Annotated in this window: 20 protein-coding genes; 10 read left to right on the top strand and 10 right to left on the bottom strand. The window is 74.3% G+C overall.

From position 1 onward, the window contains the following. The first annotated feature begins 34 nt into the window (after nt 1-34). Nucleotides 35-2,008: an ABC transporter ATP-binding protein gene (locus QQK22_RS13725; protein ID WP_284251510.1), complete on the top strand. Its 1,974-nt coding sequence runs from the start codon at nt 35-37 to the stop codon at nt 2,006-2,008. Between the two features lie 525 nt (nt 2,009-2,533). Here the strand turns inward: QQK22_RS13725 and QQK22_RS13720 are convergent. The 5 genes from QQK22_RS13720 to QQK22_RS13700 all read right to left on the bottom strand — a co-directional run bounded on the left by QQK22_RS13720 (nt 2,534) and on the right by QQK22_RS13700 (nt 11,612). Continuing rightward, nucleotides 2,534-4,279 (bottom strand): serine/threonine-protein kinase, encoded by a 1,746-nt coding sequence (locus QQK22_RS13720; RefSeq protein ID WP_284251509.1) that lies wholly within the window; start codon nt 4,277-4,279, stop codon nt 2,534-2,536. A 599-nt stretch (nt 4,280-4,878) separates the two neighbouring features. Next, a complete protein-coding gene (locus QQK22_RS13715; RefSeq protein ID WP_284252761.1) occupies nt 4,879-5,871 on the bottom strand; it encodes an aldo/keto reductase in 993 nt (330 codons plus the stop codon). An 82-nt stretch (nt 5,872-5,953) separates the two neighbouring features. Continuing rightward, nucleotides 5,954-7,657 (bottom strand): PP2C family protein-serine/threonine phosphatase, encoded by a 1,704-nt coding sequence (locus QQK22_RS13710; RefSeq protein WP_284251508.1) that lies wholly within the window; start codon nt 7,655-7,657, stop codon nt 5,954-5,956. A 31-nt stretch (nt 7,658-7,688) separates the two neighbouring features. Beyond that, a complete protein-coding gene (locus QQK22_RS13705; RefSeq protein ID WP_284251506.1) occupies nt 7,689-10,763 on the bottom strand; it encodes a lysylphosphatidylglycerol synthase transmembrane domain-containing protein in 3,075 nt (1,024 codons plus the stop codon). A 45-nt stretch (nt 10,764-10,808) separates the two neighbouring features. Beyond that, complete coding sequence (locus tag QQK22_RS13700; RefSeq protein ID WP_284251505.1) at nt 10,809-11,612, bottom strand: CPBP family intramembrane glutamic endopeptidase; 804 nt, start codon at nt 11,610-11,612, stop codon at nt 10,809-10,811. A gap of 952 nt (nt 11,613-12,564) precedes the next feature. Between QQK22_RS13700 and QQK22_RS13695 the strand changes: the two genes are divergently transcribed. The 3 genes from QQK22_RS13695 to QQK22_RS13685 are packed head-to-tail and all read left to right on the top strand — an operon-like array spanning nt 12,565 to nt 14,614. Then, nucleotides 12,565-12,861: a transcriptional regulator gene (locus QQK22_RS13695; protein ID WP_284251504.1), complete on the top strand. Its 297-nt coding sequence runs from the start codon at nt 12,565-12,567 to the stop codon at nt 12,859-12,861. Further along, the gene (locus tag QQK22_RS13690) at nt 12,858-13,787 is read left to right on the top strand and encodes an ABC transporter ATP-binding protein (RefSeq protein WP_284251503.1); all 930 of its coding nucleotides are present in this window, start codon (nt 12,858-12,860) and stop codon (nt 13,785-13,787) included. The genes QQK22_RS13695 and QQK22_RS13690 overlap by 4 nt, the downstream gene beginning before the upstream one ends. After that, on the top strand, nt 13,784-14,614 hold the full coding sequence (locus QQK22_RS13685; protein ID WP_284251501.1) for an ABC transporter permease: 831 nt from the start codon (nt 13,784-13,786) through the stop codon (nt 14,612-14,614). Before QQK22_RS13690 ends, QQK22_RS13685 begins: the two co-directional genes overlap by 4 nt. Before the next feature lie 158 nt (nt 14,615-14,772). Here the strand turns inward: QQK22_RS13685 and QQK22_RS13680 are convergent, their stop codons facing one another. The 3 genes from QQK22_RS13680 to QQK22_RS13670 are packed head-to-tail and all read right to left on the bottom strand — an operon-like array spanning nt 14,773 to nt 17,824. Further along, entirely contained in the window at nt 14,773-17,214 is a 2,442-nt protein-coding gene (locus tag QQK22_RS13680; protein WP_284251500.1) for a heavy metal translocating P-type ATPase, read from the bottom strand. After that, on the bottom strand, nt 17,211-17,504 hold the full coding sequence (locus tag QQK22_RS13675) for a heavy-metal-associated domain-containing protein (protein WP_284251499.1): 294 nt from the start codon (nt 17,502-17,504) through the stop codon (nt 17,211-17,213). The genes QQK22_RS13680 and QQK22_RS13675 overlap by 4 nt, the downstream gene beginning before the upstream one ends. A gap of 38 nt (nt 17,505-17,542) precedes the next feature. Further along, on the bottom strand, nt 17,543-17,824 hold the full coding sequence (locus QQK22_RS13670; protein ID WP_284251498.1) for a metal-sensitive transcriptional regulator: 282 nt from the start codon (nt 17,822-17,824) through the stop codon (nt 17,543-17,545). Nucleotides 17,825-17,966: 142 nt separating this feature from the next. Here QQK22_RS13670 and QQK22_RS13665 point away from each other — a divergent pair, with 142 nt between their 5' ends. The 3 genes from QQK22_RS13665 to QQK22_RS13655 all read left to right on the top strand — a co-directional run bounded on the left by QQK22_RS13665 (nt 17,967) and on the right by QQK22_RS13655 (nt 20,245). Next, nucleotides 17,967-19,028, top strand: a complete 1,062-nt coding sequence (locus QQK22_RS13665) for a DUF2330 domain-containing protein (RefSeq protein WP_284251497.1) — start codon at nt 17,967-17,969, stop codon at nt 19,026-19,028. A gap of 183 nt (nt 19,029-19,211) precedes the next feature. Further along, the gene (locus tag QQK22_RS13660; protein WP_284251496.1) at nt 19,212-19,868 is read left to right on the top strand and encodes a class I SAM-dependent methyltransferase; all 657 of its coding nucleotides are present in this window, start codon (nt 19,212-19,214) and stop codon (nt 19,866-19,868) included. After that, nucleotides 19,865-20,245 (top strand): class I SAM-dependent methyltransferase, encoded by a 381-nt coding sequence (locus QQK22_RS13655; RefSeq protein ID WP_284251495.1) that lies wholly within the window; start codon nt 19,865-19,867, stop codon nt 20,243-20,245. Before QQK22_RS13660 ends, QQK22_RS13655 begins: the two co-directional genes overlap by 4 nt. 98 nt (nt 20,246-20,343) lie before the next feature. Here the strand turns inward: QQK22_RS13655 and purB are convergent, their stop codons facing one another. Beyond that, on the bottom strand, nt 20,344-21,828 hold the full coding sequence (purB, locus tag QQK22_RS13650; RefSeq protein ID WP_284251494.1) for an adenylosuccinate lyase: 1,485 nt from the start codon (nt 21,826-21,828) through the stop codon (nt 20,344-20,346). Nucleotides 21,829-22,014: 186 nt separating this feature from the next. Between purB and QQK22_RS13645 the strand changes: the two genes are divergently transcribed. Beyond that, a complete protein-coding gene (locus tag QQK22_RS13645; RefSeq protein WP_284251493.1) occupies nt 22,015-22,356 on the top strand; it encodes a hypothetical protein in 342 nt (113 codons plus the stop codon). Further along, complete coding sequence (locus QQK22_RS13640; RefSeq protein ID WP_284251492.1) at nt 22,353-23,639, top strand: hypothetical protein; 1,287 nt, start codon at nt 22,353-22,355, stop codon at nt 23,637-23,639. The genes QQK22_RS13645 and QQK22_RS13640 overlap by 4 nt, the downstream gene beginning before the upstream one ends. 9 nt (nt 23,640-23,648) lie before the next feature. Here QQK22_RS13640 and QQK22_RS13635 read toward each other — a convergent pair whose 3' ends face one another. Next, the gene (locus QQK22_RS13635) at nt 23,649-24,044 is read right to left on the bottom strand and encodes a phage holin family protein (RefSeq protein ID WP_284251491.1); all 396 of its coding nucleotides are present in this window, start codon (nt 24,042-24,044) and stop codon (nt 23,649-23,651) included. Nucleotides 24,045-24,077: 33 nt separating this feature from the next. Here QQK22_RS13635 and hisC point away from each other — a divergent pair, with 33 nt between their 5' ends. Continuing rightward, complete coding sequence (hisC, locus tag QQK22_RS13630) at nt 24,078-25,190, top strand: histidinol-phosphate transaminase (RefSeq protein WP_284251489.1); 1,113 nt, start codon at nt 24,078-24,080, stop codon at nt 25,188-25,190. Nucleotides 25,191-25,231: the final 41 nt, after the last annotated feature.

Here is a 25,231-nt window from a genome sequence, read left to right as displayed (position 1 = left end):
GCGGAACTACCTCATCGTGAGGTAGCCTCAGCATGTGTCCGGACGAGAGGAGCCCACCATCACCGCACACCCCACCCCGAACCCCGACGCCCGCACCGGCCGTCCCGGCGGCGCCCCGACGCCCGCCCCCCACCGCGGCCGCGGTGAACCCGCCCGCCGTGACCCCGCCGACGTCGCGCAGCTCGCCGCGCACCCCGTCTCCTACCGCCGCATCGGCGGACTGTTCGCGCCCTACACGGGGCGCCTCGCCGTCGTCGTCGCCCTGATCGTCGCCTCCTCGGCGATCGGCCTGGCGACGCCGTTCCTCACCCGCGAGATCATCGACCACGCTCTCCCGCGCCAGGACGTCGCGCTCCTGGTGCGCTGCGTCGTCGCGCTCATCGCCGTGGCCGCGGCGACCGCCGTCATCGGCGTGCTGCAGACGTGGCTCGCGACCGGCGTTGGCCAGCGGATCATGCACCGGCTGCGCACGCAGCTGTTCGCGCACCTGCAGCGCCAGGACCTCGGCTTCTTCACCCGCACGCGCGCCGGCGAGGTGACCTCGCGCCTGACGAACGACATCGCGGGCGTGCAGAACGTCGTCACCAGCTCGGCGACGTCGGCCGCCGCGAACGTCACCACTGTCGTGGGCACGCTGGTCGCGATGCTCGCGCTGAGCTGGCGCCTCACCCTCCTCTCGCTCGTCGTGATCCCGCCCGCGATCTGGATCAGCCGCAAAGTCGCGGTGATGCGTCGCGACGTCACGGCGCGGCGCCAGGCGGCGCTCGCGGACCTGCACGGTCAGATCGACGAGTCGCTCTCGGTCAGCGGCGTGACCCTCGCCAAGACGCTCGGCAGCGGCCCCGCGCTCGCCGAGCGGTTCACGACCTCCTCGCGCGGGATGCTCGGGCTCGAGGTCGCCGCGCAGCTCGCCGGCCGCTGGCGCATGGCCACGATGACGGTCATCTTCGCCGCCATGCCCGCGGTCCTCTACCTCGCGGCCGGGTTCCCGGTGACCTCCGGCGGCATGACGATCGGCACGCTCGTGGCGTTCACCGCGCTGCAGGGCGGGCTGTTCCGGCCGCTCACGGGGCTGCTCGACGTCGGCGTCCAGCTCACCGCCTCGACCGCCCTGTTCTCGCGGCTGTTCGAGCACCTCGACCTCCCGGTGCTCATCGACGACCCGGCCGATCCCGTCCCGTTCACGGACGTCTCGGGCGCCGTCACGTTCGACGACGTCACCTTCCGCTACCCCGGTGCCGATCGCGACGCCGTCTCGCACGTCTCCCTGAGCGTGCCGGCGGGTGGGCACCTGGCGCTGGTCGGGGCGACCGGTTCGGGCAAGACGACCCTGTCCTCGCTCGTGCCGCGCCTGCACGACGTCACCACCGGGGCGGTGCGGATCGACGGCGTGGACGTGCGTGACTTCGCGCTCGCCGACCTCGCGGCCGCCGTCGGCGTCGTCTCGCAGGAGTCCTACCTGCTGCACGCGAGCGTGGCCGACAACCTGCGCGCTGCTCGGCCGGACGCGACCGACGCCGAGATCGAGGCGGCGGCGCGTGCGGCGCGGCTGCACGACGTCGTGACGGCGCTCCCCGACGGCTACGAGACCCTGGTCGGCGCGCGCGGTCACCGCTTCTCCGGCGGGGAGCGCCAGCGCGTCGCGATTGCGCGGACGCTGCTGCGCGACCCGCGCGTGCTCGTGCTCGACGAGGCGACCTCGGCGCTCGACAACACGACCGAGCGTGCGGTGCAGGAGGCGCTCGACGCCGTCGCGCGCGGGCGCACGACCATCACGATCGCGCACCGCCTCTCGACCGTGCGGGACGCCGACGTCATCGCCGTGCTCGACGGCGGGCGTGTGCTCGAGCAGGGTACGCACGCGCAGCTGCTGGCGGCGGACGGCGCGTACGCGCGGCTGTGGCGTGACGCCGGGGCCGGGGCCGGGGCTGGGGTCGCGGCCGACGCCGGCGCTGATGTCGGCGCGCGCGTCGACGTGCCCACGCCGTCGGGCGCGCTCGTCGCCTGACGCGGGTGCGCCATCCGTGCTGCGCCCCTCGCCCACGACGGCGACGCCCTCGCCCACGACGGCAGTCCGCACCTCGGACGCCCGCGCGCGGACGCCCGGCACCCCTCGCTGAGGGCGGCTGGGTCCTCGCGCACAGCGGCTAGTGGCGACGCCGTTGGCTGACGGTCCGCATTTGCGCAGGTCAGGGGGTCGGGAGCGGGAGAGTGGGCGGTCGACGCCACCACCAGCCGCTGTGAGCGAGGCCCCAGCCGCCCCCAGCGAGGGGCGCCAGCCGGGTGTCCGCGATGCGGACCGCCGTCGTAGGCGAGGGAGGTGCCGTCGTGAGCGAGGGGGCCGCTGCGGGAGGCGAGGCGCGCCCGCCCCACCCGCTCCCTGTCGAGAACGGCGGGTGCTGCTCGTCGAGTCGCCAGGAGCAGCGAGGAGCGTTCTCGACGCTGAGGTGATCGGCCGAGAACGGCGGGTGCTGCTCGGAGGCGCCGGCCGAGCAGCACCAGGCGTTCTCGGTGAACGGGTGCGAGGTGGGGGTCAGCCGCGCATCGACGCCGTGAGGTCGCCGCCGTCGGTTGGGGCGACGACGCACGCGAAGCCCCGTTCACCCGCGAGGAACGCGGCCTCCGACGGCGGGATCACCTCGAGCCGCACGCTCGCCGGGTCGACGGCGCGGCCCAGGTAGGTCTCGAGCGCGTCGGGCGTGCAGGTGGCGAGCACCTGCGGGTCGGCGGCGACGTCGTCCGACCGCGCGGACGCCGCGCCCTCGTCCAGGCTGCCGACGGCGTAGCTCTCCCACGCGTGCGGCTGCGCGCACGAGGTGGGGCTCGCGGTGACGTTGCCGCTGATCGAGACGATGCCGCCCCAGCACTCGTCCTCCGGGAGCGCGGGTGCCGCGGATCCGGTCTCGTTCCCGGAGCCCGACGGCGTCGCACCGGTCCCGCCCGGGTCGGTGCCCGAGACACCGCCGTCCGTTCCGTCGCCGCCGCCCGTCCCCGTCGCGTCGTCGGAGCCGGCGCCGTCGCGTCCCTCGGTGTCCTCGGCGCCACCTGTGCCGGCGGTGCCCGGCACGGGCTCGTCGTTCGCACCGCTCCCGGACTCCGTCGCCGTCGTGATGCCCGCCCGGGTCGCGACCGATCCAGCCGCGCCGCCCACGACCAGCGCCGCGACCGTCAGGGCGACCGGGAGCCAGCGCCGTCGGCGGGGCCACGAGCGCCCGGCGGCGTCAGGTGGGCTGCCGGCCGGTGCGGCGCCTCGCGAATCACTGCCCGCCGTCGGGCCACCGCCCGAGCCGCCGCCAGGTTCCGCGGCCGGATCGACACCGGTCCGCGTCGCCGCACCCGCACCCGCCCGGGCCATCCCGCCGGCCGTGGCCACCGAGCCGGTCGCAGCCGGTGCCAGCGTCGGCGGCCCCATCACGACCGTCACCTCCGGCCCGCCGACGTGACCGGTCGCCGGCCCGAGCCGGTTCCGCACTCGGCGCAGGTCCTCGCGCAGGTCAGCGGCGGAGGGGTGACGGCGCGCGGCGTCGTAGGCGGTCGCGCGCCAGAGCACCTCCATGACGGCGGCGGCGCCCTCGGCCTCCGGCAGCGGCAGCCGCGCGGGGAGCGCTGCGACGAGCTCGCTGAGCGAGAGCGACCCGCCGTCGGGACGGCGCCGCGGCGCACCGCCGACGAGCATCGCGTAGATCGTCGCGCCCATCGACCAGACGTCGGAGCGCGCCGTCGGGATCCCGGCCTCGAACGCCTCCGGCGGCGCGTAGGCGGGGGTGAGAGCCTCGAGCGTCGCGGAGAACGTCTCGTCGTCGACCACCGCGCGCGCCGCGAGTCCGAAGTCGGAGAGGCGGGGCGTGCCGAACGCGTCGATGAGGACGTTGCCGGGCTTGACGTCGCGGTGCAGGATTCCAGCCTCGTGCGCCGCGGCGAGCGCACCGGTGACGGCGATGCCGATGTCGAGCGCGTCGACCACCGGCAGCGGGCCCTCGCGCCGGATGACGTCCGCGAGCGACCCGCCCTCGCACAGCTCCATGACGAGGTAGGGGTGGTGGTCGGCGGTGGTGCCGGCGTCGATCAGCGAGACGACGTGCGGGTGGCTCGAGATGCGTCCGGCGGCCGTCGCCTCGCGCGCGAACCGTCGGCGGTCGCGCTCGTCGGTGACCGCCCGGGTGTCGATCTTGACCGCGACCGGCCGCTGCACCGCGCGCTGCACCCCCGCGTGCACGACGGCGTTGCCGCCTCGCCCGATGATCGCGCCGACATCGACACCGGGGATCTCGGGGGGCATGCCGCCACGCTAGCGCCCGCCCCGGGGTGGCCGCCCGCTCGCACGCCGCCCGCTGGCCCGCTGGCCCGCTCGCCTGCTGGCCAGCCCGCTGGCCCGCTAGCCCGCTGGCCCGCCGGCCCGCCCGCCCGCCCGCCGGCCCGCCCGCCGGCCCGCCTGCCTGTCGCTCGACGCCCGCCCTCGAGCCCGCCGGCTGAGAATGCGCCTGGCTGCTGAAACGGCGACTGCGAGCAGCCAGGCGCATTCTCGATGACGGACGGTGATGCCGAGAATGCTCCTCGCTGCTGAATCGGGCGCTTTGAGCGGCCAGGCGCATTCTCGGTGCCGGTGCCGGTGCCGGTGCCGGTGCCGGTGCCGGTGCCGGTGCCGGTGGCGGCGGCGGCCCGAACGGCGGTGGCGGTGGCGGCCGGCGGTGGCGCTACAGCGAGAACGCCGGGTGCTGCTCGAGCAGCCAGCTCGAGCAGCACCCGGCGTTCTGAGCGGCGGCGGCGCGCGACTTGGCGCCTGTGCCGGCCCCAGTGCCCTGGCTGGCCCCAGTGCCTGTGCCGGCCCCAGGGCCCGCGCCGGCCCCAGGCCCGCGGCGCGCCGCGCCAGACCCGGCGTCAGGCCGTCGCGGTCAGCGCCTCGTCGACGGCGGCGATCTCCTCCGCCGTCAGGTCCGGCGCGGACCCGGCGGCCACCGTCCCGAGCAGCTGCTCGACCGACGACGCCCCCACGATCGCGGACGTCACCCGGCCACCGCGCAGCACCCAGGACAGCGCGAGCTGCGCGATCGTCTGCCCGCGGCCCTCCGCGATCGGCGCGAGCGCGCGCACCTTCGCCAGCCGGTCGGGCGTGAGGTTGTCGCTCGTGAGGTACCGCTTGTCGCTGCCCGCGCGGGAGTCCTCGGGAATCCCGTCGAGGTAGCGCGAGGTCAGCAGCCCCTGCTCGAGCGGCGAGAACACGATCGAGCCGACGCCGGTCGCGTCCAGCACCTCCAGGAGGCTGCGATCGTCGTCGCTCCCGTTCGCACCCGGCTCCTCGATCCAGCGGTCCAGCATCGAGTAGCGGGGCTGGTGCAGCGTCAGCGGGGTGCCGAGCTCGCGCAGGATCTCGGCTGCCCGCAGGGTGTCGGCCGCGTTGTAGCTCGAGATGCCGACGTACAGGGCCTTGCCCGCGCGCACGATCGAGTCGAGCGCGCCCATCGTCTCCTCGAGCGGCGTCTCGGGGTCGCGGCGGTGGGAGTAGAACACGTCGACGTAGTCCAGGCCCATGCGCTGCAGCGACTGGTCCAGGGACGCCACGAGGTACTTGCGCGAACCGCCGTCCCCGTACGGGCCGGGCCACATGTCGTACCCGGCCTTGGAGGAGATCAGCAGCTCGTCGCGGTAGGGCCGCCAGTCCGCCGCGAAGTGCCGACCGAAGCTCTCCTCGGCCGCACCGTAGGGCGGTCCGTAGTTGTTGGCGAGGTCGAAGTGCGTCACCCCGTTGTCGAACGCGGCGCGCAGCATGTCGCGCTGCGTGCGGCGGTCCCCGGTGTCACCGAAGTTGTGCCAGAGCCCGAGCGAGATGCGGGGCAGCTTGAGCCCCGAGGCGCCCGCGCGGGCGTAGGTCATGGTCGAGTAGCGGTCGTCGTCGGCCCGGTAGGCGGGGAAGGTGTCCACGCGCTCGATCGTAGGTCGACCCACCGACACGCGCTCAGGACTGCGTGAGCCAGACCGACAGCGTCACCGACGTGAAGGCCACGACGACGAGTCCCAGCCACACCGCGTCCCGCACCGTGGGTCGGTGCGAGACGGACGGCGACGGCGACGGCGACGGCGCAGCCTCGGCCGCGGACGAGCCGGTGCGGTCGTCGCGATCGGCGGCCTCGTCGGGCGCCTGGCCACCGGCCACGGGCGCAGGGGCGGCGGGGACGTCGGCGTGCTCGGTCCGACGGCCGCGGGCGTCGCGGTCGGAGCCCGGCCCGAAGAGGGCCTCGAGGTCGTCGTCCGAGCGCGGACCGGGGGTCGGGTCCGCGTCGGGCGCGGGCGGCGGCACGGGCACTGTCTCGTGCGCGGGGTCCGGTGCGGGCGGGGGCACCGGGAGGGTCGCGGTCCAGTCGGGTCCGACCGTCGTGTCGACGGCGGTGCTCGCGGCCGCGGTGCTCGTGGCGGCGGTGCCCGCGACCTCGAACTCGTGGGCCGGTGCGCCGTCGGCCGACGCGCCCGCGCGCCCCGGGCCCGCGGGCTCCGAGCCCTCCAGAACGGGCTCCTCCAGAAGAGGCTCCTCGGAAACCGGCTCCTCGCGCTCCGCCACGACGGTCGCGTGCGCCGGAGGCGGCGCGGTCACGGTCCAGGCCGCGCCCGGATCGGTGTCCTCGAGCTCGGACGGGGCCTCGGCGGTCGTCCTCGGGCCGGCACCGGCACCGGCGGTCGTGCCCGCTCCAGCTCCGGCACCACCTCCTGCGTCAGCTCCGCCCCCGGCCGCGCCACCCGCACCGCCACCCGCACCGCCACCCCGCGGCGGCAGCGTGTCCTCGTCGATCTCCGCCACGGGTGCGCGCGGCACCGTGTCGATGAGCGTCGCCGCCTCGGGGAAGGCCTCGAGCAGGACCCCGAGCGCCCCGCCCTCGAGCTGCGCCTGACCGAGCGAGGCGCCGACCACGACGGGCGGTTCCGGCACGAAGTCGGCGTCCTGCTCCAGGTCGGGGTCGTGCACGTCGGCCACGATCACGGTCACGTTGTCGCGGGTGCCGGCGTCCAGCGCGTCGCGCATCAGGCGCCGCGCCGCGTCCAGCGGGGACCCCGCCAGGAGCCCGGCGACGATCGCCTCGTGGTCCACGTAGTCCGAGAGCCCGTCGCTGCACAGCATCACGCGATCGCCGGCGACGACGTCGCTCGTCACGGTCACGTCCGGCAGGTCGTCGCTGGTGTCGTCGATCGACCGCAGGATGACCGAGCGGTAGGGGTGGTGGCGCACGTCGCCGGGGGCGAGGCGGCCGGAGTCGACGAGGCGTTGCACGTGGGTGTGGTCGGTCGTGATCTGCGCGACCTCGCCCCTCCGCACCCGGTACAGGCGCGAGTCGCCCACGTGCATCAGCACCACACCCTCGGGCCCGACGCCGAGCCCCACCAGCGTCGTGCCCATCCCCTCCATCTCGGCGTCGGCGCCGGACATGCCGCGCAGCGCGTCGCGCGCCTCGCGCGTCGCGGCCGTCACCGCGTCCGGCGTGACGTCGGCACCGGGCGCGAGCAGGCGGCTGAGCGCGTGCATCACGACGGCGGAGGCCACCTCCCCGGCGGCGTGTCCACCCATGCCGTCGGCCAGCGCGAGCAGCTCACAGCTGGCCAGGGCGGAGTCCTCGTTGTTCGTGCGCACGGTACCGACGTCCGTCAGCGCAGCGAAGGAGAAGGAGTTCATGGTGGCAGTCATTGTCCTACACGCGAGGGCGTCAGACGTGGTTGCGCTTCTGCAGGCGGCGGAGCGCGAGCCAGCCGAGCGGCACCCGCCCCCAGAACGTGAGGAGACGGAAGACGAACGCCGTGGCCAGGGCGGCCGCCGTCGGGACCCCCGCCGCGGTGAGACCGGCCGTGAGCGCACCCTCGACCGCACCGACACCACCCGGCGTCGGCACCGCGGACCCCGCCGTGTTGGAGACGAGGTAGACGATCGCGAGGGTGGTGAGCGGGATGCTCGCGTCGAACGCGTACAGCGTGAGGCCGAACGCGGCGATGTACCCGACGGTCATGATCACGTTGCCGACGAGCCCCGCGAGCAGGCGGCCGGGCTGGCCCACGACCCACACGAGCCGCGGCCAGATCTGCTTGAGGGTCGGTGTGACCTTCGCCAGCACCCAGCGCCGCAGCCGCGGCACGACCATCGCGGAGCCGACGACCGCGAGCACCACCAGCACACCGATCAGCACCGCGCCCGAGGGCAGCTGGTCCAGCGCGCCCGAGGACCCGGTCAGCAGCGCGACCGCGATCAGCAGCAGCACCGTGGTGACGAACTGCGAGATCTGCACGAGCGCGACCGTCGCCAGCGCCATCGGGGTGTCCAGCCGCTGCTTCTGCATGTAGCGCAGGTTCAGCGCGGCCGGACCCACGCCCGCGGGTGCCACGAGCGCCACCACCGACGCCGCGATCTGCACGAGCGTGGTGCGCCACAGCGGGATCGTGACCGGCGAGAACGCCTTGAGCGTCATGGCCGAGCCGAGGTAGGTCGAGAGGCCGAAGCCGAACGCCGCCGCCAGCCACCACGGGTTCGCGTCCCGCACGAACCCGACCATCTGGTTGATGTTGATCGAGGTGAGCAGGACCACGACGGCGACGACGGCGACCGTCACCGTCACGATCGTGCGCACCGAGAACCGGCGCAGCTGCATCGGGGGTGCGTCGGCCGCCGTCGGGATGACGCGGACCAGCAGCTCCTGCACCTCCTTGAGCACGGCGCGGTTGCGGCGCGCGTCGGCGCGCGTGCGCTCGGGGAGCGCGACGGGCTGCAGGATCGGTGCGATCGAGGCGAGCTGCGGCTGGTTGAGGTTGCGGTTCGCGCTCGCCATCGCGCGCTCGGAGCCGACGCGCAGCGCGAGCAGCGCCAGCACGTGCGTGAGGTCGAGGCGGCGGGCGAGCGACGGCGAGGCGATCTCGCCGTCGACCCAGCCCGTGAGCCAGACGCGATCGGCGCCGTCGATGAGGATCGAGGTGTCGTCGAGGTCGCGGTGCGCGAGGCCGGCGGCGTGCGCGATGCGGACCTGCTCCCAGATGCGGTCGAGGACGCGGTCGGTCAGGCGGCGGGTCTGGATGTCGCCGAACGTCTGGGAGCCGGTGACGTGCTCGGAGACCAGGACGGCGCTGCCCTGGACCGTCGCGATGCCGCGCAGCTTCGGCGTGCGCACCCCGGCGGACTCCGCCGCATAGTTGAGCAGGCTCGCGCGCTCGACCGAGGCCTGCAGCGACACCACCGTGCGGCGCTGGAGGCCGCGCAGCCGCAGCGCCTTCCAGAACGTGGCCAGGACCCCGAGCACCTGCCGGTCGTCGTCGAGCACACCCACGTCCCAGACGCGGCCGTCGGCGTCGCGCACCGAGTAGATGCGGTTCTCCCCGGCCTCCTCGCCCACGACGGCAGAGGCCGTGCGCAGCTCCGGGCGGCCGCCGTCGACGGGGCGCCGGGGCGACGCGCCCGCGCCCGAGCGGCCGGCCGCGCCGTCGGCCCCGGTCACGGCCGGCCGCTCGGCGGTCTGGTGCAGCCGCGCGCGCTCCTCCTCGGTGTACTCCCAGGTCGCGGTCGTGGAGGGGGAAGTTGTGGCGGACGACGGCGAGACGGGGGCCGGCGCGGGCCGGGTGCGGCCGGGGGAGGGGGCGCCGTCGCCCTCCTCGACCTCGACCGCCTCACCCGCCGCGACCTCGTCCAGCTCGGCCTGGGCGAGCGCGACGGCGTCCGTCGCCGCCTCCGTCTCCGACCGGTAGCCGATGGGCGCATCGGTGGTGACGAGCGTGGGCCGGGCGTCGGAGATCGGCGTTCCGTCGACCACGCGGGTGACCGAGACGGGGTCGATCCCCGCCCGGCGCAGCGCCTTGAGGAGCTGCTCCCCGTAGGCGCGGTCCCCGAGCACGCCCGTGACGTAGCGGACCAGGAGGCCGAGCGTGCGCCCGAGCAGCACGGACGCCAGCGCACCGGGCAGCGTGATGCCGCCGCGCAGCACGAGGAGCACGAGCGTGATCCACAGCAGGTTCCAGGTCCAGGTCGCGAGGCCGCGGCGGTCGGTCGCGGCCACGATCGTCAGGAACGCGGTCAGCGCCGCGATGAGCGGCACGAGCGTGGTCCCGGCGGGGGTAGCGACGCCGTCGACCAGCACGTCCGGCCCCACGGTCTCCAGGAGCCAGGCGGCCCCGGCGGTCGCCAGCCCCGCGACGAGCGCGGCCGCGACCGCCTCGCCCACGAGCCGCACCTGTCGGCGGAAGAGGCGTTCGACGGCGATGACGATCGGCAGCAGGAACGTCACCACGCCCTCGAGGAGGTTCACCGGGGCGAGCAGCACGCTCTGGAGCGTGCCGGGGATCGCGCCGCGCACGTCCTCCGTGACGCCCTCGGTCGTGGCGTGCGCGAACACGGCCAGCAGGAGCACGAGGGCGATGCCGAGAGTGGTGACGACGGCGGCCAGCAGGTCGCCCGGGCGCCGGAGGCGGTAGACGGGCAGATCCACGACCTCGACCGTGCGCCCGGTCGGGCGGCTGGGTGCGGCGGGCGCGGGCAGGCGCGCGGCGATCTCGGCGGTGTCGTGCTGGAGCTTCGTCTCCTGCGGCTCCGGTGGCGGCGGGGCGCCGGGGGCCGGCGGGGCGCCGGGGGCCGGCTCGGGACCGGGGGCCGGCTCGGGACCGGTGGCCGCATCGGACTGCTCGAGGCTCGCGCGGTCCAGTCGTTGCGTGCGCTGGTACCCGGGCACGTCGGAGGTCACGAGGCCCTCGTCGTCGGCCCCGGTCTGCTCCGGCGAGCCCGTCGCCCCCGGGACCGGCCTGTCGCTCACGCGGGCGAGTCTAGGCTCGTGCCCCCCGCTGCCGGGGGAGGCGCATCAGCCGACGCCGATGGCCGCGAGCCACGCCGCCGGGATCAGCGCGTATCCGACGAACGCGACGACGTCGATCAGCGTGTGGGCGACGACGAGCGGCATGACCCGCCCACCCCACCTCGGCACGAGGTAGTACCAGGCGAACAGGACGCCCATCGCGACGTTGCCGATCGCCATCCCGGGCCCCTGGTAGAGGTGGTAGCTGCCGCGCAGGAGCGAGCTGGCCACGATGATCGCGGCGACCCCCCAGCGCAGGTCCCGCAGCCGCTCGGCGAGGTAGCCGACCACGACGACCTCCTCCAGGAACCCGTTCGCGAGCGCGGCGAGGATCAGCACCGGGACGGTCCACCAGACGGCGTCGAGCGCGGCGGGCCGCACCTCCACGGTCACGCCGAGTGCCCGCCCCAGCGCGTACACGCCGAGGCCGGGGATGCCGACGGCGGCCGCGAGTGCGATCCCGTGCAGGAGGTCGCGCCCCGGACGGGCGAGCGTGAGGCCGATGCGGCGGACGGCGCTGCGCCCGTTCGCGGACAGGAGGTACAGCGCCAGGAGCGCCGGCAGCGCGATGAGCGCGATGCGGCGCAGCTGGTACAGGAGGTCGAGCCAGGGGCGCTCGTTCTGGGTGACGTTCAGCGCCGCCGACTGCTGCTGGAGCGGGACGTCGATCGTGTAGCGGTCGATCAGGTTCAGGACGGCGTAGGTCGCGCTCCCGAGGATCGCGACGCCGAGCACGAGCCAGATCTCCTGGGTCAGTCGGCGCCTGCGTGCGGCGGTCGAGAGGGGGACCGCGTCGCTGATGTCGCTCACCCGAGCGTTCTACCACCTCGTGCTGAGCAGGGTCTGGATGCAGCGGTGCAGATGTGAACGTTCTCTCTCGATTCACACTGGTTTCGATCGTGTTCGATCACCGGACAGGGGGTTCTGGTGGTGAATCCGCTGTGGTAGAACTGGCATCGGCCGGCCTTCGGTGGGGCGAACCGGAGGCCGGCCTCTTTGCTGCCCGGACGGTCGCCGCCGCTCGTGTCGCCGCAGTCCCCAGCGCCATCCGAACAGCTCCACGCGCGCCTCTTGACGCAAACGAGTTTGCTCTGCAAACCTGTCTGCATGACGACACACGGAACGCCGCACCCGGACGACGACGCCCTCGACCCCGCCGTCGCCGCCCGCATCCTCGGCGACGGCGGCCGCGTCGGCAGCCGCCTCACCCCCGACCCGCGCCTCATCTACGCGGTCTGGGGCCTCGCCTGGCTGTTCGGCTTCGGCGTCCTGTGGCTGACCGCTCGCGCGCCGGGCGCCGACCGCCCGTCCGGCTGGGCCTTCACCGTGTTCTACGCCCTGCTGGCCGCCGCGGTCGCCGTCACGATCGCCCACGTGCTCCGCCGCTCGCGCGGCCTGCGCGGAGCGCGCGTCGTGACGGGGGCGATGTACGGCTGGACCTGGTGCGTCGCCTTCATCGCCGTCGGCCTGGTGTTCGCGGGCCTCGGTCGGGCGGACGTCTCGCCGGAGATCTCCGGCATCGTCGGTGCCGCGCTGCCGTGCCTCGTCGTCGGCGCCCTCTACATGGCGGGCGGCGCGATGGAGCGTGACGTGCCGTGGTTCGTGCTCGGTGTCTGGATCGCGCTCATGGCAGGGATCGGCGCCCTCGCCGGCACGCCCGGCAACTACCTCCTCATGGCGACCGCGGGGGTGGCGGACTGCTGCTGGGTGCCGTCGTCGCGCACGTGGTCCGCAGCCGCCGCGCCGTGCGCGGGAGCCGGCCGTGACCGACCTCGATCCCGTGATCCACGCCCCCGCCCGGCTGCGGATCGTCGTCGTGCTGGCCGAGCTCGTCCCCGGGGACGTCATCGCCTTCCCGCGCCTGCGCTCGGAGCTCGACATGACCGCCGGCAACCTCTCCACCCACCTGCGCAAGCTGGAGGACGCCGGCTACGTCGAGGTCACGAAGACGCACGAGAAGCGCACGCCCGTCACCTACCTCGCCCTGTCCGACGCCGGTCGCACCGCCCTCGCCGGCTACCGCACCGCCCTGACCGCCATCCTGGGAGGCACCGCATGAGCACCACCAGTCCCGTCCCCGCGGCCGTGCTCGAGGGGGTGACGCGCACGTTCGACGCCGTCACCGCGCTCGACGACGTCTCGCTCACCCTCGAGGAGGGTCAGCTCGTCGGCATGCTCGGCCCCAACGGCGCCGGCAAGTCCACGCTCCTGAGCCTCGTCTCCGGCCTGCGGCGCCCTACGCGCGGCACGGTCCGTCTCTTCGGCCGCGACCCCCGCGACGCCGCGAGCCGCATCCTGCTCGGCACCACCCCGCAGGAGACCGGGCTGCCCGGCACGCTCAAGGTGCGGGAGGTCGTCGACTTCGTCGGCGCCCACTACCCCTCGCCGCTGCCGACCGGTGAGCTGATCGAGATGTTCGGCCTGACCGACCTCGCCTCGCGTCAGACCGGGGGACTCTCCGGCGGCCAGAAGCGGCGGCTCGCCGTCGCCCTCGCGATCGTGGGGCGGCCCCGGATCGTGCTGCTGGACGAGCCGACCACGGGCCTCGACGTCGACGCCCGGCGCGTGCTGTGGGAGGCCGTGCGCGGCTACCAGGCGAGCGGTGCGTGCGTCGTCGTCACGAGCCACTACCTGGAGGAGATCGAGGCGCTCGCGCAGCGCGTCGTCGTGATCGACGGCGGGCGCGTGCTCGCCGACGACGACCTCCCCACGATCCTGGCGCGCGTCGGCGCCCGTCACGTCCGGCTGACCCTGGCCGACCCGGCCGACGAGACCCGCCTGCGGGGGCTCGACGGCGTCGTCGACGTCACCATCGCCGACGGGCGCACCTCGGTCCTCACGACCGACTCCGACGCCGTCGTGCGCGCGATCGTGCGCGGCGACGTCGACTTCACCGGCCTCGAGGTGCGGGGCGCGAGCCTCGAGGAGGCCTTCCTCGCCATGACCGGCCCGACCGGCACGACCGCGAACGGAGCGCTCCGATGAGCACCCCCGACACCGCCACCCCCGCCCGCACCACCCGCGAGGTCCGCACCGCGCAGGACGCCGACGCGCGCCCGGTCGCGTTCGCGCGCCTCACGCTGATCCACCTGCGCGCGCAGTTCCTCGAGACCGTGCGCGTGCCGATCGCCGTCATCAGCGCGGCGCTCTTCCCGGCGCTCGCGGCGTTCTTCTTCGTGGTGCCGAACTCCGCCGTCGCCGACGACCCCGTGATCGCGACGCAGGCGATCGCCCAGCTCGGCGTCTTCGCGGTGATGTCGGCCTGCCTGTTCACCCACGGCACGGGCGTGGCCGAGGACCGCGGCCAGCCCTTCGACGGCTACGTCCGCACGCTGCCGGCCGGGGCCGGGCCGCGCCTGGTCGGGCGCGTCCTGAACGGCCTGTGCTTCACCGCGATCTCGCTCGTCCCGCTGGGGCTCGTGGGGGCGATCTTCACCGAGGCGTCGCTGTCGGCGCTGCGACTGGTGGTCGCGGTCGCGGCGGTCCTGGCCGTCGCGGTGCCGTTCACCCTGCTCGGGCTCGCCATCGGCTACTCGATGTCGGCGAAGGCGGCCATCGCCGTCGTGCAGGTCGTGCTGTTCCCGCTCGCGTTCGCCGGCGGTCTGTTCCTGCCGCCGAACATGTTCCCCGGCTGGCTCGACCTCGTCTCGACGGGGCTCCCCAGCCGCGCGGCACGCGAGGTGATGGTGCTCGCGACCACGGGGCAGAGCGACGTCGGCTACGCAATCCCGGTGTTCCTGGCGTGGACGGCGGTGTTCGCGACGATGGCGGTCCTGGCCTACCGCAACGACGAGGGTCGACGCTTCCGCTGAGCCTCCGAGGTGCGTGAGGAAGAAGCAACGGTCGTGGGGAAGGAGCGGGCTGCTCCTTCCCCACGACCGTTGCTTCTTCCTCACGGTGGCTGGTGGCCGGCGGCGGGTGGCGGGTGGCGGGTGGCCGGTGCGCGGTGGCCGGCGGCGCCGCGCCGGCCTCAGGCGGAGCGCAGCCGCAGCGAGTTCGTCACCACGATGACCGAGCTGGCGGCCATCGCGGCACCCGCGATCATCGGGTTGAGCAGCGCGAGCGCCGCCAGCGGGATCGCGGCCACGTTGTAGGCGAACGCCCAGAACAGGTTCTGCTTGATGACCCGCAGCGTCCGTCGCGACAGCGCGATCGCGCGCGGTGCGCTGCGCAGGTCGCCCCGCACCAGCGTGAGGTCGCTCGCCTCGATCGCGACGTCGGTGCCCGTCCCCATCGCGAGGCCCAGGTCGGCCTGCGCGAGCGCCGCGGCGTCATTCACGCCGTCGCCGACCATCGCCACCACGCGGCCGGCGGCCTGCAGCCGCTCGACCTCGGCCACCTTGCCCTCGGGCAGCACGCCGGCGACGACGCGCTCGATCCCGACCGCGTCCGCCACCGTCCGTGCGGCGGCCTCCTGGTCACCCGTCAGCAGCACGGGCTCGATCCCGAGCGCCACGAGCTCGGCGACCGCCTCCCGCGAGGTCTCCTTGATCTCGTCGGCCAGCGCGATCACGCCGATCGCCGTCAGGGCCCCGCCTGCGTCGCCCCGCGCGAGGACCACGGTCGTCGCGCCGGTCGCCTCGAGGCGCGCGACGGCGTCGCCCACCACCGCCGGCACCTCGCCCTGCTCCGCGATCCAGCCCGGGCGCCCGACGGCGACGCGCGCGCCGTCCGTCAGCCGCCCGCTCACGCCGAACCCGGCGGCGGAGTCGAAGTCCGTCACCTCGGGGGCGGCGCCACCGGCCGTCTCGGCGGCGGCCACGACCGCCCGCGCGATCGGGTGCTCCGAGCTGCGCTCGAGCGCCCCCGCGAGGGCGAGCACCTCGGCGCGCGCGGCGTCGTCGTCCCCACGGGCGGCGGCGACCTCGGTCACGGCCATCCGCCCGGCCGTGATCGTCCCGGTCTTGTCGAGCACGGCGACGTCCACGCGGCGCGTGGCCTCGAGGATCTCCGGACCCTTGATGAGGATGCCGAGCCGCGCGCCGCGCCCGGTGCCGACCAGCAGCGCCGTCGGCGTCGCGAGGCCGAGCGCGCAGGGGCACGCGATGATCAGGACGGCGACGGCGGCCGTGAACGCCACCTGCACCTCGCCGGTGCTGAGGCCCTGACCGCTCTGTCCGCTCGTGCCGCCCAACGCCCCGATCGTCAGCCAGACCCCGAGCGTCGCGAGCGCGAGCAGCACCACGATCGGCACGAACACCGCCGAGATGCGGTCCGCGAGGCGCTGCACCGGGGCCTTGCCGGTCTGCGCGCGCGAGACGAGTCGCGAGATCTGCGCGAGCGCGGTGTCGGACCCGATGCGCGTCGCGCGCACGAGCAGCGCGCCGGAGGTGTTGACCGTCGCGCCGGTGACGGTGTCGCCGGGTCCGACGTCGACCGGGACGGGTTCGCCCGTCAGCAGCGAGGTGTCGACGGCGGATCGCCCCTCGACCACCTCGCCGTCGGTCGCGATGGCCCCGCCCGGGCGCACCGCGAACAGGTCACCGACGGCGAGGTCGCCGATCGGCACGGACCGCTCGGTGCGCGTGCCGTCCGCCGCGGTCTCGACCAGCACGGCCTCCTTGGCGCCGAGCTCGAGCAGGCTGCGCAGCGCGTCGCCCGAGGAGCGCCGCGCGCGGTGCTCCGCGTACCGGCCGGCCAGCAGGAAGGTCACGACGACGGCGGCGACCTCGAAGTAGAGCTCCGGCATCCCGCCGTGCTCGCCCGCCCCGCCGAGGCGGGGCACGAGTGTCGGCTCCATGCGCATGCCGATCATCCCGGCGCCGCCGAGCACGAGCGCCCACAGCGACCACAGCGACGCGGCGATCACGCCGAGCGAGACGAGCGTGTCCATGGTCGAGGAGCCGTGCCGCCCGGCGCGCGCAGCGGCGACGTGGAACGGCCACGCCGCCCACGTCACGACCGGCAGCGTGAGCGCCGCGACGACCCACTGCCAGCCGGCGAACTGCAGCGGCGGCACCATCGACAGGACCAGGACCGGCAGGGTCAGGATCGAGGCGACGACCAGCCGACGGCGCAGCACCGTCCCCCGGTCGGCCACGGGGGCCGAGAGGTCGGACGCGTCGTGATCCGCGGCGTCCGCGCTGTAGTCGTTCGCGTGGTGGTGGCCGTGGTGGCCGTCGTGGGAGTCGTGCTCCGCCGTCGGCACCTCGCGCCCGATCACGCGTGCGGTGTACCCGGCGCTCGCGACGGCGGCGAGCAGCTCGTCGTCGCTCGCGGGCTCGGTGAGCACGACGTGCGCCTGCTCGAGCGCGAGGTTGACCTCGGCCGTGACGCCGGGCAGCCGCGACAGCTTGCGCTCGACCCGGGCGACGCAGCTCGCGCACGTCATCCCCTCGACCGCGAGGTCGATCTCGCCCAGCGGCTCGACCCGGTGCGGAGGAGGAGGCGTGTCGTGCGTCGGCGTGGTCACGAGTCCTTCTCAGCCTCGTGCTCGCGCACCTGGGCGAGCTGCTCGAACTCCTGCTCGGCGTCGTGGCTCTCGATGCCGGTGGTCTCGTAGCCGGCCTCGTCGATCGCGGCGCGCAGCGCGTCGGCCGGGAGCTCGTCGTCGGAGAACACGGTCACGTGCGACGTGCCGCCGTTCACGAGCTCGACGGTCACGCGCTCGACGCCGTCGACCTCGTTCAGCTCGTTCGTGACGGCCGAGACGCAGTGGCCGCAGGTCATACCGGTGACGTCGATGGTGGTGAGCGTGGTCATGGTGTCTCCTCGGGGTGGGGTGGTGGGTCGGGCGGGGGTCAGCTGCGCACGAGGCGCGCGATGGCGTCGGCCGCCTCACGCACCTTGATCTGGCCGTCCTCGGGGGAGGTGCGCGCGGCGTCGACCACGCAGTGGCTCAGGTGGTCCTCGACGAGACCGAGGCTGACGGCCTGGAGTGCCTTCGTGACGGCGGCGACCTGGGTCAGCACGTCGATGCAGTAGGTGTCCTCGTCGATCATGCGGGCGATGCCGCGGACCTGGCCCTCGATCCGCCGCATCCGCTTGGCGTAGTCGTCCTTCGTCCCTGCGTAACCGGGCATGGTGCCTCCTTCGCCGTCGACCATACACCCCTACCCCCTGGGGGTATAGGGCGAAGTTTCCCGATAACGAGTTCGTGACGATTCTGTGGGCATCGCGGACGCCCGCCCGCCCGTCCCCGCCCCGCCCCATACGGTGGGACCCATGACTGGTCGCGCCGCCCGCCCCGGACCTCGCACGCGTCGCACCCTGCTGGCGACGGCGGCGCTCGCGGCCACCCTGGGGCTCGCCGCACCCGCCACCGCGGCCGGGCCGGTGCTCGTGAGCGAGGGTGACCTCGACATCAGCGCCCAGCGCACCGTGGTGAGCTGGGCCGACGGGCAGCAGCGGATGCTGCTCGAGTACGACCTCCAGGGCCGCAGCGACGCGACCGAGCCGGCGATCGTCCTCATCGCGACGCCGACCCGCCCGCTGATGGCGATCGCCGACCCCGACCTCATGCAGGCGTTCGTCGACGCCGGATCGCCCGAGGTCATCGAGGAGGAGGAGTGGTGGCCCGACCTGCAGTCCTTCGGCGGCGGTGACGACACCCCGTTCTGGCTCCGGCCCGACACGGCGCTCGCTCCCGTGGGCGACGGCGCGCGCCCCCACGACCCCAACTCGGCCGCGGCGATCATCGGCTACTACCAGAACCAGGGGTTCGAGATCGGCGAGGAGACCGCCTCCGCGCTGGAGCGCTACGTCGGCGCCGGCTGGACGATCTCCGAGATCTCCCTGGACCCGGCGCCCGAGTCGCTGGACGCCCGCTCGACCCCGGTGGTCGAGATGCGCTTCGCGAGCCCCGAGCCGATCGCGCCGGTGCTCCTGACGGCGGGCGGCGCGCTGCCGGTCGACCTCAGCACCTACGTGATCGGGACCGAGCGGCTCGACCGCACCTCCACGCCGTCGTCCGCCACCGTGCGCTTCTCCGGTCCGGTCGACGTCGCGACGTCGCCGCTGCTGGCGGACTGGCTCGAGCCGTACGGCGGCACGGCCGTGATGACGGTGGTCGACCAGACCATCTCGAACCCGTCCCAGCTGTCCGACGACGTCACGTTCGGCCCGTCGATCTACGGGGCCGTCGACGCCGGCACCGAGGTGGTGCGCGTGGAGCGGATCATCCTCGGCATCCCCGCGGGGATCATGCTCGTGGCGGGCGGGATGCTCGTGGTCGCCGCGGCCGGTGTGACGATCTCGCGCCTCATGCAGCGCGGCTACCGCGACTGACGCCGCGACCCCGGTGACGCCCACGACCGACCCGACGCGGCACCCTCGCCCACGGCGGCTCGACCTCCCGAACCGACCCGAAACGCCGGACCGACACGCCGGGTGGGGGCTCACCCGCCCGGGCCAGCCTCCCTGGGCGAGGGGTCGCGCTCGGAATCGGTGTCGGAGCCACGCCTCGCTGTCGTGCTCAGCGTGCTGCCAGGTGTCGCCCCCGCGCTGGGCCGCGAGCTCGAGCGCGCGGGGCTGGCGGCGAACCCGCAGGTGCCGGACGACGCCGAGGAGCTCGCGCTCACCGTCCCGGCGACCCCCGCGGCGCTGGGCGTGCTGGCGGGGCTGCGTACCGCCGTCGCCGCCCACGCGGTGCTGACCTCGCCCGCCCCGCGGCCGACCGGGCTGCTCGCCACCGAGGTGACGCGGGCGTTCGCCGACGTGCTCGCGCTGGTGGCGCGGCAGCGGCCGCGCGTGCGGTTCACGGCGCTGCGGCTCGAGGCGGCCGGCTCGCACACGCCGCAGATGCAGCGGCTCGCCTCCGAGCTGGCGGCGGTGGCGGGGCTCGAGGTCGATCCCGACGACGGCGACCTCCTCGTGCGGGTGCGCCGCGCCTCGCACGGGCCGGGCTGGGAGGCGCTGGTGCGCACGACGCCGCGTCCGCTCGCCACCCGCGCCTGGCGCACCGAGCGCTACCCGGGGGCGCTGAACGCGACGATCGCGGCCGCCGTCGTGGACGAGCTGGGGGTGGGGGAGTCCGACCGGTTCGCCGACGTCATGTGCGGCTCCGGCACGATCGTGATCGAGCGCCTGGCGCGCGGGGGCGCGGGGAGGTGCTCGCCGTCGACGTGAGCGCCGAGGCGATCCGGGCGACGGCGGCGCACCAGCGCGCGGCCCGCGCCCGCGGGCGGGTGGTCACGCGCGTGGCGGACGTGGCCGACCTCCCGGCGGACGCGGCGCTCGCGGGGGGCTACGACGTCGTGGTGGCGAACCCGCCCTGGGGCGAGCTGCTCGGCGAGCACGAGACGAACGCGACGCTGTACGAGCGACTGCTCGACGCGATCGACCACCTGGGAGCGCCGGACGTGCGCGCGGGCGTGCTGACCCACGACATCCGCCGCTTCGAGACGGTGCTGGGCGCGGACCCGCGCTGGAGGGTGGTGGCGCGCCCGCAGTACTTCGCGAAGGGCCACCGCCCCCGCCTGTTCGTCCTCACCCGCCGCCCCTGACCCTCGCGAGGCGCCACCGCCTTCGCGAGAGGATTGCTGACCCTCCGCGAGAGGATTCCCGACGCGCGTCCCGCCGTCGCCCGCCCGACCGGCGCGCCTCAGCCCAGGTGCGCCACGAGCCGCTCGGCGTACCCCGTGTAGTCCGCGGGCGTCATCGCGAGCAGCCGCGCCTCGACGTCGCCCGGCAGCCCGAGGTCGCCGATGAACGCGCGCATCCCGTCACCGTCCACGCGACGCCCGCGCGTCAGCTCCTTCAGTCGCTCGTAGGGGTCGGCCATCCCCGACGCGCCGGCGATCCCGGCCGCGCGCATCGCGGACTGCACGGCCTCCCCGAGCACCTCCCAGTTCGCGTCGAGGTCGCGCGCCATCGCGGCGGCGTCGACGTCGAGCCCCGCGAGCCCGCGCGTGACGTTAGCGATCGCGAGCAGCGAGTGCCCGAACGCGATCCCGATCGTGCGCTGGCTGGAGGAGTCGGTGAGGTCGCGCTGGAGACGCGAGGTGACGAGCGTGGCGGACAGGTTGTCCAGCAGCGCGCTCGAGACCTCGAGGTTGGCCTCGGCGTTCTCGAACCGGATCGGGTTGACCTTGTGCGGCATCGTCGAGGAGCCGGTCGACCCCTGCGCCGAGAGCCGCTGCGCGAAGTAGCCGAGCGAGATGTAGGTCCACACGTCGGTCGCGAGGTTGTGCAGCACGCGGTTGAAGCGCGCGACGTCGGAGTACAGCTCCGCCTGCCAGTCGTGGCTCTCGATCTGCGTCGTCAGCGGGTTCCAGGTCAGGCCCAGGCCCTCGACGAACGTCCGCGCGACCTCCTCCCAGTCCGTCCCGGGCACCGAGATCGCGTGCGCACCGAACGTGCCGGTGGCGCCGTTGATCTTGCCGAGCGTCTCGTCCGCGGCGATGCGCGCGAGCTGGCGGCGCAGGCGGTGCGCGAGCACGGCGAGCTCCTTGCCGAGCGTGACGGGCGTGGCGGGCTGGCCGTGCGTGCGCGCGAGCATCGGCGTCGCGGCCTGGTCGCGCGCGAGGTCGGCGACGGCGTCGGCCACCCCGTGCGCGGCCGGCAGCCACACGTCGTGGACGGCGGAGCGCACCGTGACGGCGTAGGCCAGGTTGTTGATGTCCTCGCTCGTGCAGAAGATGTGCACCAGCTCGCTCGCCGCGGGCAGCGACGTCCGCTCGAGCACGCCGGCGGCGTCGGCCAGACGGCGCTTGAGGAAGTACTCGACGGCCTTGACGTCGTGCCGCGTCTCGGCCTCGATCGCGCCGAGCTCGGCGATCTGCTCGGGGCCGAAGGTCGCGACGACGTCGCGCAGGTACGCGACCTCGGCCTCGGTGAGCGTGGGCGCGCCGGGGATCGCGCCGGTCGCCGTCAGGTGGATGAGCCACTCGACCTCGACGTGGAGGCGGGCGCGGTTGAGCGCGGCCTCGGACAGGTGGTCCACGAGCGGCGCGACGTCGGAGCGGTAGCGGCCGTCGAGCGGACCGAGCGCGATGGTCGGGTCGTCGGCGAGCGCGGCCCAGGGGCGGGTGGGGTCGCTCTGCTGGGGCTGCTCGGACGGCGCGGCGGTCTGCTCGGAGGTCGGCATGCCGCCATTGTTCCGCATCGCGCGCAGGCGCCGACGGCGTGCCCGGGGGTCGGGCGGGCGGGTCCGGATCCGGATCTGCGGCGGTGGCGCAGGGCGCGGTGTCCCCAGGCGTGGCGGGCGTCGTCGCCGTGCACGGCGGGTCGGGTGGGCCTTCCGGCGGCGCGGTCGCGTTCCTAGCCTCGCCGCATGACACCGATTCCGATCAACGCTGGCGACGCTTCTACGCACGCCTACGACTCGTGGGTCGCAGTTCTCCGCGCGGAACCCACGATCTGGAGCGGTGACGCCGCGGTCGGGTACGCGCAGGCGTGGCGGGCGGACGTCGCGCTCGCCCAGGCGTTGCGCGATCGGATCGACGAGGCCGAGAGGGCGCTCGCGCTGCTCCACTCCTCGCGAATTGACGCGCACCTCGCGCTCCAGGGATACCCGCCCAGCGGCGGCTCGACCTTCTGGGCGCTGCTGCAGCCCGCGCCGGTCGTTCCCGCCCGACCGGCCCCGATCCGCCCCATCGAGAGGACCGTGGCATGACCTCGCTCTACATCACCGTCGATTCGCAGGAGATCGAGGACCTCGCCTTCGACCTGGATGCCGCCCGAACCGGTGCGGAACGCGCGTCGGCAGCCCTGGCGGCCGCGCACGGCCGCGTCCTCGGCCTGGCCGAGACACCGGACGGCGCCCGCGGGGTCGCGATGACAGCGCTCATGCAAGCCATCGTTGCCGCGACCGCACTCGAGGCGGCAGCCAGTGAGCGAGCCAGCGCGGTCCGTGAGGCCAACCGCGGCTACGAGGAGGCCGAGGCCGAAGCTCGCCCCGCCTTCTCGATCCCGTTCCTCGGCTCGTTGCCGCTGATCCCGATGGGGTTCTTCGCCGAGCTGGGCATCAACGCGGGCCTCGACATGGCGTCCGGGCGAAACCCGATCCACGGTTCGAGCATCTCCCGTCTGGTCGACGATCTCGATGTGGCGCACCTCGCCTCGATCACCCAGATACTCGCGCCCTACCTTTCCGCCGGCGGGCTCTATGGCCCGTTCGTGGCCGGTAGCGGTGGGTTCATCGCACGCCAGGTAGTTCTCGATCCGCCGGCGCCGGCCCTGGGGGAGCCAGCAGCCTCCGGCCTTTCCGACGTCGCCAGGCGGGTGGGCCTGGTGGACGAGGACGCGGGCGGGGCCGACGGTGTGATCGATATCCAGCGCGTCGAGCAGAACGGTCGAGTCAGTTGGGTCGTCTCGGTTCACGGCGCGAAGGGCGTCCACCCCTTTCAGCCCTTCAACTGGCAGCAGACTCTGGGCAGCTACTCAGGGCTCGGGAGTACGGGTGAGGTGTTCGTCCTCGCAGCGATGGAGCAAGCCGGAATCCCTGCCGACGAGCCTGTAGTTCTGGCTGGTCACTCCTTCGGTGGAATGGTGATGACCCGGCTCGCCTCGAAACCCGCGTTCCGTGATCGCTTCGACGTCAAGGGAGTGGTCACCTTCGGCTCACCGGTGTCCCATATGCAGGCGCCTCCGGAGGGCGTCGCGGTCCTGAACGTAGCGAACGTCGAGGACGCCGTCCCGGCGTTCTCCGGCGACATGGGCGCACGGGACGGCGGCGCCGCCGAGAACGAGGTCGACGTCGTACGACACCTCGCTGCGGACGGGACCGATGCCGGTCCGATCAGGGGGCACGGCATGGATCTCTACATCGAGACCGCCGAGATGATCGAGAACGGCGACTTCGCCCAGCTGCGCGAGTGGGAGGAGGAGATGGCTCCCTACTGGGCCGGGGAGGACGCCGTCGTGACGGCCGCGACCTACCGCGGCAGCGTGAAGTAGCCCGCCCCGTCAGCCCCGCCGCCGCTGCGGCCGCGGCAGCACCGCAGCCAGGATCATCGTCGCGATCGAGACGACGATCCCGCCCAGCACGGCGGCCGGCCAGAACCCGTCGACCTGCAGGCCCCACGCGAAGTTGCCGGTCACGGCGGAGACGAGCATGAGCATCAGCGCGTTCACGACGATCCCGAACAGCCCCAGCGTCAGGATGTAGAGGAGGAACGTCAGCGCCGCCACGATCGGCTTGATGATCATCTGGACGATCGCGAGCACGGCGCCGACCACGAGGTAGACGAGCACCTGCTGCCACCACTGCGCGACCTCGGTCACCGAGATGCCGCGGATCAGGGCGTCGGCCACCCACACCGCACCGGCCGACACGACGCTTCGCCAGAGGAGCTCCTTCATGACCCCAGTCTCGCACCGCGACTCGGCGCAGCGGTGGGGCACCGCGCGCTCGGGCATGCTTGGACGCATGTCCAGCTCCCCCGCAAGGTTCGTCTCCGCGAGCCGGTGCTCGCCCTGCCGGTCTACGTCCCGGGCGCCCGCCCGCAGGGGGCGATGGTCGAGAAGCTCTCCTCCAACGAGAACCCCTATCCGCCGCTGCCCGGGGTGCTGACCGCGGTCACCGATGCCGCCGCAGACCTCAACCGCTACCCCGACATGGCCACGAGCGAGCTCATCGCCGCCCTGGCGGAGCTGCACGGGGTCGAGACCGACCAGGTCGTCGTCGGCAACGGTTCGACCGCGGTGCTCGAGACGATCCTGCGCGCCCTGTGCCAGGAGGGGGACGAGGTCGTCCACGCGTGGCGCTCCTTCGAGGCCTACCCCATCGCCGTCGCCGTCACGGGGGCAACCTCCGTCCCGGTGCCGCTCACGCCCGACGGGCGCCACGACGTCGACGCGATGCTCGCCGCGATCACCGGGCGCACGCGCGCGATCCTCCTGTGCACGCCGAACAACCCCACCGGCCCGGTGCTCACGCAGGCCGAGGTCGAGCGCGTGCTCGCCGAGGCGCCGAGCGACGTCCTGGTGCTCCTGGACGAGGCCTACGTCGAGTTCGTGCGCGACCCCGCCGTCGTCGACTCCGCCTCCCTCCTGCCGGGCCACAACCGGCTCGTGGTGCTGCGGACCTTCTCCAAGGCCTACGGCCTGGCCGGCCTGCGGGTGGGCTACGCCGTCGGGCGCGCGCGGCTGATCGCCGGCTTCCGCGCCGCCTCCACCCCGTTCGGTGTCAACGCGCTCGCGCAGGTCGCGGCCGTGGAGTCGCTGCGGCAGCGGGACGCGCTGCTCGATCGCGTCGACGCGCTCGTGGTCGAGCGCGACCGCCTCGTCGCCGGTCTGCGCGGCCAGGGCTGGGACGTGCCCGACGCGCAGGGCAACTTCGTGTGGCTCGGCGTCGGCGACCGCGCCGGCGTGCTGGCCCGGGCCTTCGCCGAGGCGGGCCTGCTCGTGCGCCCGTTCGCGGGCGAGGGCGTCCGGATCAGCGTCGGCGACCGGGACGCGTGCGACCTGGTGCTCGACGTCGCGGGGGAGTTCCTCGCAGCCGGCTGAAGCCGCGGAGGGGGTCGGGCGGGCGAGGCGGTCGACGACGA

The organism is Litorihabitans aurantiacus, from assembly GCF_030161595.1.
Lineage (GTDB): Bacteria > Actinomycetota > Actinomycetes > Actinomycetales > Beutenbergiaceae > Litorihabitans > Litorihabitans aurantiacus.
Note: the sequence above shows the minus strand (reverse complement) of the source record. Positions and strands in the feature narration are given on the sequence as shown.